14 protein-coding genes are annotated in these 10,693 nt (G+C 67.8%); 6 read left to right on the top strand and 8 right to left on the bottom strand.

What is annotated here, in order from left to right; translation table 11 throughout:
• Positions 1-106 (top strand): transposase (locus AAG565_RS10085; protein WP_348818138.1); only part of this gene is annotated, 106 nt, incomplete at its 5' end.
• Positions 107-111: 5 nt separating this feature from the next.
• On the opposite strand, the gene AAG565_RS10080 is transcribed toward AAG565_RS10085, so the two are convergent.
• Complete coding sequence (locus AAG565_RS10080; RefSeq protein WP_348819459.1) at positions 112-345, bottom strand: hypothetical protein; 234 nt, start codon at positions 343-345, stop codon at positions 112-114.
• A 173-nt stretch (positions 346-518) separates the two neighbouring features.
• Positions 519-647 (bottom strand): hypothetical protein, encoded by a 129-nt coding sequence (locus AAG565_RS10075; protein WP_348819458.1) that lies wholly within the window; start codon positions 645-647, stop codon positions 519-521.
• 413 nt (positions 648-1,060) lie between these two features.
• Between AAG565_RS10075 and AAG565_RS10070 the strand changes: the two genes are divergently transcribed.
• The gene (locus AAG565_RS10070) at positions 1,061-2,074 is read left to right on the top strand and encodes a class 1 fructose-bisphosphatase (protein WP_348819457.1); all 1,014 of its coding nucleotides are present in this window, start codon (positions 1,061-1,063) and stop codon (positions 2,072-2,074) included.
• 7 nt (positions 2,075-2,081) lie between these two features.
• On the opposite strand, the gene AAG565_RS10065 is transcribed toward AAG565_RS10070, so the two are convergent.
• The 4 genes from AAG565_RS10065 to AAG565_RS10050 form a co-directional block, all read right to left on the bottom strand.
• Entirely contained in the window at positions 2,082-2,762 is a 681-nt protein-coding gene (locus AAG565_RS10065; RefSeq protein ID WP_348819456.1) for a cytochrome b/b6 domain-containing protein, read from the bottom strand.
• Positions 2,763-2,813: 51 nt separating this feature from the next.
• A complete protein-coding gene (locus AAG565_RS10060; RefSeq protein ID WP_348819455.1) occupies positions 2,814-3,719 on the bottom strand; it encodes a DnaJ C-terminal domain-containing protein in 906 nt (301 codons plus the stop codon).
• A gap of 79 nt (positions 3,720-3,798) precedes the next feature.
• Positions 3,799-4,230: an Hsp20/alpha crystallin family protein gene (locus AAG565_RS10055; RefSeq protein ID WP_348819454.1), complete on the bottom strand. Its 432-nt coding sequence runs from the start codon at positions 4,228-4,230 to the stop codon at positions 3,799-3,801.
• A 66-nt stretch (positions 4,231-4,296) separates the two neighbouring features.
• Positions 4,297-6,087, bottom strand: coding sequence for an ATPase, T2SS/T4P/T4SS family (locus AAG565_RS10050; protein ID WP_348819453.1), 1,791 nt, complete (start codon positions 6,085-6,087; stop codon positions 4,297-4,299).
• Between the two features lie 46 nt (positions 6,088-6,133).
• On the opposite strand from AAG565_RS10050, the gene AAG565_RS10045 reads away from it, so the two are divergent.
• The 4 genes from AAG565_RS10045 to AAG565_RS10030 are packed head-to-tail and all read left to right on the top strand — an operon-like array spanning position 6,134 to position 9,635.
• Positions 6,134-7,753 (top strand): choline dehydrogenase, encoded by a 1,620-nt coding sequence (locus AAG565_RS10045; protein WP_348819452.1) that lies wholly within the window; start codon positions 6,134-6,136, stop codon positions 7,751-7,753.
• On the top strand, positions 7,750-8,241 hold the full coding sequence (locus AAG565_RS10040) for a protease complex subunit PrcB family protein (protein ID WP_348819451.1): 492 nt from the start codon (positions 7,750-7,752) through the stop codon (positions 8,239-8,241). Before AAG565_RS10045 ends, AAG565_RS10040 begins: the two co-directional genes overlap by 4 nt.
• A complete protein-coding gene (locus AAG565_RS10035) occupies positions 8,238-8,726 on the top strand; it encodes a nuclear transport factor 2 family protein (RefSeq protein WP_348819450.1) in 489 nt (162 codons plus the stop codon). The genes AAG565_RS10040 and AAG565_RS10035 overlap by 4 nt, the downstream gene beginning before the upstream one ends.
• A 12-nt stretch (positions 8,727-8,738) precedes the next feature.
• Positions 8,739-9,635 carry an acyltransferase gene (locus AAG565_RS10030; RefSeq protein WP_348819449.1) on the top strand — a complete coding sequence of 299 codons (897 nt, stop codon included), beginning with the start codon at positions 8,739-8,741 and terminating at the stop codon, positions 9,633-9,635.
• Here AAG565_RS10030 and AAG565_RS10025 read toward each other — a convergent pair.
• Positions 9,623-10,057 (bottom strand): DUF4426 domain-containing protein, encoded by a 435-nt coding sequence (locus AAG565_RS10025; RefSeq protein WP_348819448.1) that lies wholly within the window; start codon positions 10,055-10,057, stop codon positions 9,623-9,625. The genes AAG565_RS10030 and AAG565_RS10025 overlap by 13 nt on opposite strands.
• The gene (gene metW / locus AAG565_RS10020; RefSeq protein WP_348819462.1) at positions 10,054-10,686 is read right to left on the bottom strand and encodes a methionine biosynthesis protein MetW; all 633 of its coding nucleotides are present in this window, start codon (positions 10,684-10,686) and stop codon (positions 10,054-10,056) included. The genes AAG565_RS10025 and metW overlap by 4 nt, the downstream gene beginning before the upstream one ends.
• Positions 10,687-10,693: the final 7 nt, after the last annotated feature.

Raw genomic sequence — 10,693 nt, 5'->3', positions numbered from 1 at the left:
GGGCATCAACAACAAGATCAAGGTCATCAAGCGCATGGCCTACGGCTTCCGCGACGACCACTACTTCTTCCTCAAAATCCGCGCAGCGTTCCCCGGAATCGGGTGAAGAACCTAATTTTTCGCATTGCCGCACAGGTCTGCAATTGCGTCCTGCACGCTTGCGTACTCAACGAACTCGCCGCGGTTGATCCGCTCTACGGACGCCTTCACTCGCCGATACTCTCGCGCCGTCAGCGTCACGCCGGTCTTGTTCAGCTGGCTTTCCCGGATGTGCGGGTTCGGCAGCGTCACGTGCGCGCGCTTCGCTTCATGTTTACGGACTTTGCGGATTCGAGTCGTGGACATAGTTGTCACCCCTGCGGCCATTCTAGCGCACACGCTCCAGCCACCGCATCGCGGCGATCGCGGTCTTGAACCGCTTTCCGCCGCCGCGACGGTCCGCCTCGTTTGCCTCTGCGCGGATTGTATCTCGCCGACGGTCGCCACCGGCAGTGCTGGCGACCGTCGGCGCGCTGCCGCTATCCCTCGTCTGCCGCGCCGCCCCCGCCGCCCGGCTTGTCGCCGTCGGCTTCCGCGCCCTCGTCGTCATCGAACGCCTGCAGCAGCTCCGCGCGCAGCTTCTCGAACCACGGCGCGTGCGCCGTCACGCGGGTATCGAAGCGTGCCAGCGCCTGCAGCCAATCCGGCGACTGCAGTGTTCCCCGCGCACGTGGGGATGAACCGACCGAGCGCTACCTGCGGGTGGTGCGCTGGGCGTGTTCCCCGCGCACGCGGGGATGAACCGGCAGTGGCGGCACTACTGGCGGCACTACTGGCGTGTTCCCCGCGCACGCGGGGATGAACCGCGCAACATCGTGACGGTGGATGTCGGCGTCCCGTGTTCCAGTTCGCTGTGAAGACGATACTCTGTCGTCAGGCCGAACGGCAGTACTCGCCAGGGTCGCTACGCTGGCGCCTCGGGTCAGGTGTGTGGATCGCTTGCATTCGTGCATCCAGCCCGGAAAATGCGCGTCCATGACGCCGTGGAGGGCCTATGTCGCAGGTGATTTCGGGTAGGGCGGTGAACGGTAGCAAGGGCGTGTCCCTGACCCGCTATCTGATCGAGGAGCAGCGGGCGGGGCGCATCAACGGCGATCTGCGTCTGTTGATCGAGGTGGTGGCGCGGGCGTGCAAGTCGATCGCCCACGCGGTGAGCAAGGGGGCGCTCGGCGGTGTGCTCGGCGACGCCGGTACCGACAACATCCAGGGCGAGGTGCAGAAGAAGCTGGATGTGCTGTCGAACGAGATCCTGATCGAGGCCAACGAGTGGGGCGGTCATCTGGCCGGTCTCGCATCGGAGGAGATGGATCACTGCCAGCCCATCCCCAACGTCTATCCAAAAGGCAATTACCTGCTGCTGTTCGATCCGCTCGATGGCTCCAGCAACATCGACGTGAACGTCAGCGTCGGCACGATCTTCTCGGTTCTGCGCTGCCCCGACGGTGTCACCGAGCCGAACGACGAGCATTTCCTGCAGCCCGGCAAGACGCAGGTCGCTGCGGGTTACACCGTTTACGGGCCAAGCACGATGCTGGTGCTGACGGTGGGCCACGGCACGCACGCATTCACGCTGGACCGTGAACAGGGCAGTTTCGTGATGACCCAGCGCGACATGCGGATTCCGGGCGACACGAAGGAGTTCGCGGTCAACATGTCGAACCTGCGGCACTGGCATCCGCCGATGCGGCGCTATATCGACGAGCTGCTCGCCGGCAAGACCGGGCCGCGCGGCAAGGATTTCAACATGCGCTGGGTGGCGTCGATGGTCGCGGACGTGCATCGCATCCTCACGCGGGGCGGCATCTTCATCTATCCGCGCGATCTCAAGGAACCGGACAAGCCGGGCAAGCTGCGCCTGATGTACGAGGCCAATCCGATGGCCTTCATCGTCGAGCAGGCCGGCGGCGCGGCGACCAACGGCTATGACCGCATCCTCGACATCGCGCCATCGAAGCTGCACCAGCGCGTGGCGGTGTTTCTCGGCTCGAAGAACGAGGTCGAGATCGCGACGCGCTACCACCGCGAGACACAGTAGGCGCCGCTCAGTGGTGCTCTGATTTCTCGGCGGCGCGCTCGGCGAATTGCTGTGCGCTGCCGAGGACGGCGTCGCGGATGCCCAAGGCGTTGACCCAGAACGCGAGTACGGCCGCCAGCAGTGCCGCGCCGAGCAGCGGGTGCGGCCGCTCGATGGCCTCGCCGGGCTCGCCGAGCTTGTGCCCGGTGATCATGCCGCGCGCCAGATTCTCGCGGTGCAGCGCGCTGCTGACGATCACACCGAGAACGTGGATCACGGCGAGCGCGAGCGTTGCGTTGCCGAGCACTTCGTGGAGTTCTCCGACGAACTCGCCGCCGAGCTCGTGGAGGTGCGCATAGCCGCTCAGTGCCGTGCCGAGGCCGAGCGCCAGCAGGGCGTAGATCGCCCAGCTGCCGGCCGGGTTGTGGCCGGTGTAGTGCTGTGGCTCGCCGCGGGCCAGCCCGCGCAGGTAGGACCACACCGCGGACGGACCGTAGTGGAAACTGGAGAAGCGCGCGTGGCGGCTGCCGACCAGGCCCCAGACGGCGCGGAACAGGATCAGTGCGCCGAAGGTGAAGCCGAGCGTCGCGTGGACCAGGCGCCAGTCGTCCTGCTCCGCGAGCGCATAGGCACCGATGAAGCACAGCGCCAGCAGCCAGTGGAACACCCGTGTGGGCAGGTCCCAGACCAGGACCGATTGACGTGACATTGGCTTCCTCCGCGGCGCGTCCGCACGGAGTTTGGCACGCGCGAATTCGGTTTACTGTTGACGTGGATCAAAACCGGGAAAGCGCTTGGGCATGTCGGCGTAGTAGGCGTGTTGCTCGTCGGTCGTCGCCGGCGGTGTGACGATCTGCAGCGTCACGTACTGGTCGCCCGGCACTGGGCCGGGCAGGCCGCGTCCCTTGAGACGCATCTTGCGCCCGCTCTGGCTGTTCGCCGGTAGTGCCAGTTCCACCGTGCCGCCCAGCGTCGGCACCGGCACCTTGGCGCCGAGCGCGATCTCCCAGGGGGCGACCTTGAGCGTGTGGTAGATGTCTGAGTTCTCGACTTCGAACAGCGGGTGCCGGGCGAACTCGATCTCCAGCAGCAGATCGCCCCCGTCTTCGCCCTGTTTGGCGAGGCGGATCGTCTTGCCGCCGGTAATGCCCTTGGGGATGCGCACGGTGAGCTGGCGGTTGCCGACGCTGATCTGTTTCTGCGCGCCGCTGTACGAGTCTTCCAGGGTGATGACCAGCCGCGCGCGCGTGTCGGCCGGCGCACTCTCCGCGAACCCGCCGAAGCCGCCGCCGCGCATGCCGGCACCCATGCCGCCCATGCCGCCGAACAGCTGCGAGAAGAAGTCGGAAAAGCCGCCGAAGTCCTCGGTGCCACGACCGCGTCCGCGGCCGCCGGCGTGCCCGAAGCCCATGTCCCAGCCGGGCGGCGGGGTGAACTGCTGGCCGGCCTTCCAGTTCGCTCCCAGCGCGTCGTAGGCCTTGCGCTTCTGCGGGTCGCTCAGCACCTCGTTGGCCTCGTTGATCTCCTTGAACTTGTCCTCCGCGCCCTTGGCTTTGTTCTTGTCCGGGTGATATTCGCGCGCGAGCTTGCGGTAGGCGCGCTTGATCTCGTCGGACGTGGCGCCGCGGGAGACGCCGAGAATCTTGTAGTAATCCTTGTATTGCATCGCTTGATCGGATCCGGAAGGACGACCGGGGACTCTAAACGAATCGGGGCGCTTGCGCGCCCCGATATTTTTCACCGCTTCAATGCGTCACCGCGATCTTGCGGGGCTGGGCCTGCGGACGCTTGGGGATGACGACTTCCAGCACGCCGTTCTTGCCACTCGCGGAGACGCTGTCGGCATCGACGGTGTCGGGGAGAACGAAGCGGCGCAGGAACTTGCCGCTGGCACGTTCGCTGCGGCGACGCTCGACGCCGTTCTGTTCGACGGCCTGCTCGCGTGTGCCGGAAAGGGTCAGGACGCCCTTCTCCAGCGTGATCTCGATGCTCGACGGTTCGATGCCCGGCACGTCGGCGTGCAGCACGAACCGGTCGGCGTACTCCTCGATATCGACCGGCGGCACCCAGTCCGCAGTCGCGGCGCTGGACGCGTCGGTGGTGCGTTCGAACAGGCGGTTGACTTCGTTGAGCAGCTCGCGGTGGAGCGCCCAGGGTTCATAACGGGTGATGCTCATGGGACCTCCTTGCGGGACCAGGTGACTGTGCCCTCAATCTAGGGCTGGGTCCGCGGTTTTCAAGACTCAGCCGGCCGTCCGCAGTGGCGGTGGTGCGACCTTGAGGACCTCGTCGAACGTGGTCACCCCCAAGGCCACCTTCTGCGCGCCGGCGATGCGCAGCGGCAGCATGCCCTCGCGGATCGCCGTCTCGCGCAGGCGCGCCGGGTCGGCGTCGCTGCGGATCAGGGCCTTCAGCGCGGGCGACAGGACCATCATCTCGTAGATGCCGATGCGTCCGAGGAAGCCGGTTTCACGGCATTCCAGGCAGCCGTTGGCGGCGAACAGCTGCGGCGGGGCGGTGAGCGTCCAGCCGGCGGTGAGCTCCTTCCAGGCGCCCGGATCGACCGGCCGCGGCGTCTTGCAGTGCGGGCACAGGGTGCGCACCAGGCGCTGCGCGACCACGCCCAGCAGCGTCGCCTTGAGCAGGTAGGGCGGCACACCGAGGTCGAGCAGGCGGGTGATCGCGGACGGTGCGTCGTTGGTGTGGACCGTCGACAGCACCAGATGGCCGGTCAGTGCCGCCTGCACCGCGACCTCTGCGGTCTCCAGGTCGCGGATCTCGCCGACCATGATGATGTCCGGGTCCTGCCGCATCAGCGCACGGATGCCGGTGGCGAAGCCGAGGTCGATGCCGGGCTGGACCTGCATCTGGTTGAAGGCCGGTTCGACCAGCTCGATCGGGTCCTCGATCGTGCAGACGTTGACCTGCGGGGTCGCCAGTTGCTTGAGCGTCGAGTACAGCGTCGTCGTCTTGCCGGACCCGGTCGGACCGGTGACCAGGATGATGCCGTGCGGCTGGCGGATCAGTTCCCGCCAGCGGGTGACGTCCTGTCCGGTGAACCCCAGCGCCGGGAAGTCCTTGACCAGCACCTCCGGGTCGAAGACGCGCAGCACGATCTTCTCGCCGAACGCCGTCGGCAGGCTCGACACGCGCAGCTCGATCTCCTTGCCGCCCGGCGTGCGCGTCTTGATGCGTCCGTCCTGCGGCCGCCGCTTCTCCGCCACATCCATGCGCGCCAGGATCTTGATGCGGCTCGACACCGCCGCGTAGATGCCGGCCGGCAGCTGATAGACCTCGTGCAGCACGCCGTCGATGCGGAAGCGCACCTGGGCGATGTCGCGCCGCGGTTCCAGGTGGATGTCGGATGCGCGCTGCTCGAAGGCATACTGCAGCAGCCAGTCAACGACCGCGACGATGTGCTGGTCGTCGGCACTGAGGCTGCCGCGGCGGCCCAGCTCGGTCAGCTGTTCGAGATTCTGCAGGTCGCCGCCCGGGGCACGCCGGCGTTCGCTCTCCGCCGATTTCACCGAGCGCGCCAGCGCATAGAACTCCACCAAGTAGCGTTCGATGTCGGCGACGCTGGCGACCACCCGCTGCACGGGTTGCTTGACCAGCCGGGCGATGTCGGTTTCCCAGCCGCGGTCGAAGGGATCGGCGACGGCGATCACCAGCTCGGCCGGAGTCAGTTTCAGCGGCAGGATGCCGGCGCGTGCCGCGTAGGGATAGGGCAGGACCGCGGTGACGCGCGCCACGTCGATCTGCAGGGGGTCGATGCGCTGGTAGGGGAGGCCGCTGCGCTGCGCCAGCCACTGGCTCAGTGCATCCAGCGTGAGCGCGCTGCCCGGCGTGCGCGCATCCGGCAGGCTGTGCGCCGCGATCGCCGGCAGGAGCTTGCGCGGCGCCAGGCCGCGCAGCTCGCCACGCAGCGCACGTGCCTGATCGGGGCTCAGGACGCGGTCGGCGACGAGGGCATCGAGCACGCTGTCGCCGTCGAGTCGCAGCAGCGGCACCGGCGTTTCCGCGGCAGGGTTCATGCGCCTAAGTTAGCATCCGCGCGGGGGGATCTGCGCAGGGGAGTTCATGTACGACTATGTGATTGTCGGCGGCGGCTCGGCGGGCTGCGTGCTCGCCAACCGGCTCAGCGCCAGTGGCCGCCACCAGGTCTGTCTGCTGGAAGCGGGGCCGCGCGACACGAGCCCGCTGATCCGCATGCCGGCGGGCGTGATCGCGATGTTGCGGTCGGACACCTACAACTGGAAATTCTGGACCGTGCCGCAGCCGCTGATGGGCAACCGGCGACTGTACTGGCCGCGCGGGCGCACGCTCGGCGGCAGTTCGTCGATCAACGCCATGTGCTACATCCGCGGCCACGCCTGGGACTACGACCACTGGGCCGAACTGGGCAACGCCGGCTGGAGCTACCGCGACGTCCTGCCTTACTTCAAGAGGCTGGAAAACTTCGAGCCCGGTGCGGACGACTGGCACGGGCAGGGCGGGCCGCTGAACGTCGCGCGGCTGATCCAGCCCAATCCGTTGTCGGCCACCTACCTGCAGGCCGCACAGCAGTCCGGGCACGCGATGAACGCGGACTTCAACGGCCGCGAGCAGGAGGGGATGGGCTACTACCATGTCGCCCAGCGCGGCGGCGAACGCTGCAGCAACGCGCGCGCCTACCTGCGCCCGGCCGAAGGTCGGCGCAACCTCACGGTGATGACCGGTGTGCGGGCGACGCGGATCCTGTTCGACGGCCTGCGTGCGGTCGGCGTGCGCTACTTCGTCGATGGCGTGTATCGCGAGGTGCTGGCGCGGCGCGAAGTGATCCTGAGTGCCGGCGCGATCGGCTCGCCGCAGCTGCTGATGCTGTCCGGCGTCGGCCCCGAGGAAGAGCTGCGCCGCCACGCGATCGGACGGGTGCATGTGCTGCCGGGGGTCGGCAAGAACCTGCAGGACCATCTCGACGCCTTCGTCTCGATGCGCAGCCGCACGCGGCTGGGATTCTCGTTCCATCCGCTGTCGGCGCTGCGCTCGCTCAAGGCACTGCTGCTCTACCTGTTCGGCCGGCGCGGCGAGCTGACCAGCAACATCGCCGAGGCAGGAGGCTTCCTCAAGTCCGATCCGGCGGAGCCGGTGCCGGACCTGCAGTTCCACTTCGTCCCGCTGGGCAACGCGCATCACGGACTCGACCTGCGCCCGCTGTTCAAGGGCTATGCGCATTCGATACTGGCCTGCGACCTGCGCCCGCGCTCGCGTGGCGAGATCCGGCTCGCCAGCGCGGACCCGCTCGCGGCACCCGAGATCGATCCCCGGCATTTCGAAGATCCGCGCGATCTGGACAAGCTGGTCGCGGCGATCCGCAAGGCGCGCGAGATCTTCGCCCAGCCGGCGTTCGCGCCACACAACGGCGAGGAACTGGAGCCGGGCGCCGCCTTGCAGACCGACGACGAGCTGCGCGCCTGGCTGCGCGAGCACGCCGAGACGCTCTACCATCCGGTCGGCACTTGCAAGATGGGCAGCGACGCGCTGGCGGTGGTCGATGCGCGGCTGCGCGTGCACGGTCTGGCCGCACTGCGCGTGGTCGATGCGTCTATCATGCCCACTCTGGTCGGCGGCAACACCAATGCGCCGACGACGATGATCGCCGAGAAGGCCGCGGACATGATTCTCGAAGACGCGGCGCTGTCGGCCCAGGGAACAGCATGAGGACGTTCTGGACGGTGGTGGCCGGCATGACCGCCGCGGCGCTGTCGGCCTGCGGCATCGGCCGCTGGTTCGAGCGCGGTGAGCGGGTCGAGGTGTTCGAGGTCGCGCGCGCGCAGCTGTGCGGCGCCGAGCCGGGCGTGCGGCTGCTCGACTCGGCGGACGCGGTGCGCGACTGGCTGCAGCGCGCCGGCATCGCAGTGCGCCTGAGCGAGCCGCTGGAACCGGGGCGCTACGCGCTGATCGAGATGGGGCAGCGCACGACCGGCGGTTACGGTCTGGCGGTGAGTCGGCGGGCACGGCAGTCCGGAGCCGTGCTGCGGATCCAGGCGACCTTCTTCGCGCCTGCGCCCGGTGCGATGACCACGCAGATGCTCACCAGTCCCTGCGCACTGGTGCGCTTGCCGGACAGCGAATTCGGTGTCATCGAGGTGTACGACCAGAACGGCCAGCGTCGTCTCAGCAGTGTCGCCAACGGAGAGCGTGGATGAAGATGTGGAGCGGATGGTTGGCCGGTGCGGTGGCCGCGGTCGTGCATGCGGGCGCCGTCGCCGCGGCGGAGCCGGCACAGGGCGATGATGCAGCGACGGCGCGCGCGGTCGTCGAGGACTTCCACCGCGCGCTGGCCGAGGGCTACCGCGAGGGCGTGCTGCGGCTGGTGGATCCGCGCGTGGTGATCTTCGAGACCGGCTACGTCGATGTGGACCGCGACAACTATGCCGGCGCTCATCTCGACAACGATTTGCTCTACGCCGCGCAGGTCAAGCGCGAAGTGATCCACAGCGAGGCGACCGTGACCGGCGACATCGCCGTGGTCCTGACGCAGTCGCGCAATGCCGGTGAGTTCCTGGGCGCGAAGCTCGATCTCGAGAATACCGAGACGATGGTGCTGCGCCGCGGCAGCGATGGCTGGAAGATCGTGCACATCCACTGGTCGGGGCACGAGCGGGCGCCTGCCGGTCCCGACACCCATTGACGGAACGACCCGATGCTGAGTTTCCTGCCCGCACCGCTGCACGGCGCCGTGATGATGGTGCTGCTGATCGTCAACACCCTGATCTGGGCGGTGCCGGTGTACGCGGCCATCCTGCTCAAGCTGCTCGCGCCGCGCGGCGCCGCGCGCGACGCGGTGTCGCGCCTGGTCGCCTGGCTGGCGCAGAATTGGGCCATGGTCAATGTCGCGCTGGTCGATCTGCTGATGCGCATCGACTGGGACATCCACGTGGACGCGCAGCTCGACCCCAAGGGGCAGTATCTGGTCTGTGCCAATCACCAGTCGTGGAACGACATCTTCGTGCTGATGAAGGCCTTCGGCCGCAAGGCGCCGTTCTTCAAGTTCTTCATCAAGCAGGAGCTGATCTGGGTGCCGGTGCTGGGCCTGGCCTGGTGGGGACTCGACTACCCGTTCATGAAACGTCACACCAAGGAGCAGATCGAGAAGAACCCGGCGCTGCGCGGGCAGGATCTGGAGACGACGCGCAAGGCCTGCGAGCACTACCGCAACCAGCCGGTGATGATCCTGAACTTCCTCGAAGGCACGCGCTTCACGGTGGCCAAGCACGTCAAGCAGGGTTCGCCTTATACACACCTGCTCAAACCAAAATCCGGCGGCTTCGCGTTCACGCTGTCGGCACTCGGCGAGCAGCTCAACTCCCTGCTCGATGTGACCATCGTCTATCCGGAGGGCGCCAGGGGCTTCTGGGATTTTCTCGCCGGTCGGGTGCGCAAGGTCGTCGTCGATGTCCGCCAGATCAGGATTCCGCACGAGCTGTACACCGGCGACTACGAAACCGATCCGGCGTTCCGTGCCCGCTTCCACACGTGGATCGCCGAGCTGTGGGCGGCCAAGGACCGGCAGGTCGCCGAGATCCTTCAGTCGCGGTAGAACTGCTGTCTGAACTGGATCCGGATCGGCGCGTTGGCGCCGCTGGGCAGGACGCGCACATCGATGGTCATGTATTCGCCGTCGAGCGTGTCGAACGGGGCGATCACGTAGTGGACCTCGGCCTCGCGCACCGGCCGCAGCGCCAGCGTCTGCACGTGACCGAGCAGGGTGCTCGCAGTGCCGCTCGCGGTGGCCGGCACTGACTGGAAGCGGCCGTTCTCATCGGCCTGCTGGGTGTTGAGCACCAGCAGGATGCGTCCGCCACTGCGCTCGACGCCGAACTGGCGGGCGACCTCCGGCGTGAGCTGCGTGGTGTTGATCGTGGCGTAGTGAACGCGGTAGCGCCCCGCGTCCACGTACTGCTCGGCGTGCGCCGACAGTGCGATGCCACCGGCGAGCACGAGGGCGGACCACCATCTCATGGGCGCCGCTCCGGCGCGCGCGGCCCGGACGCCCGGGGGCCGGGCGCCTGAAGCATGTAGAGCGCGACTTCGCAGAACAGGTTGGGGGCGAGGCGGATGCGCGTGCCTTCCTGGTGCGAGCGGTCGAGCAGACGGCGGCTGAGTATCGTCCAGCCACGCTGGCGGCACAGGTCCTCGAAATCGTCCACCGTGCACAGATGAATGTTGGGCGTGTCGTACCAGCGCTCCGGCAGGGTCGGTGTCACCGGCATGCGCCCGGCGGCGAGCGCGGCGCGCACGCGCCAGTGGCCGAAGTTGGGGAAAGTGACGATGCCGACGCGGCCGACGCGCAGGATTTCGGCGAGCGCGGCGTCCGGCCGCTGCAACGCCTGCAGCGCCTGCGTCATGACCACGTAGTCGAAGGAGCCGTCCTCGAAGTCGCGCAGGCCGTCGTCGAGGTCGGCCTGGATGACATTGACGCCTGCCGCGACACAGCGCGCGACCTTGTCCGGATCGATCTCCAGACCGTAGCCGGTGACGTTCTGGTGCTGCGCCAGCCAGGTCAGCAGCGTGCCGTCGCCGCAGCCCAGATCGAGGATGCGCGCGCCGGGGCGGATCCACTCACAGATCGGCGCGAGGTCGGGGCGCAGGTCGCGG

Source organism: Fontimonas sp. SYSU GA230001 (assembly GCF_040066175.1).
GTDB lineage: Bacteria > Pseudomonadota > Gammaproteobacteria > Nevskiales > Nevskiaceae > Solimonas.
The sequence above is the reverse complement of the archived record's forward strand: the minus strand, read 5'-3'. Positions and strand labels throughout refer to the sequence as shown.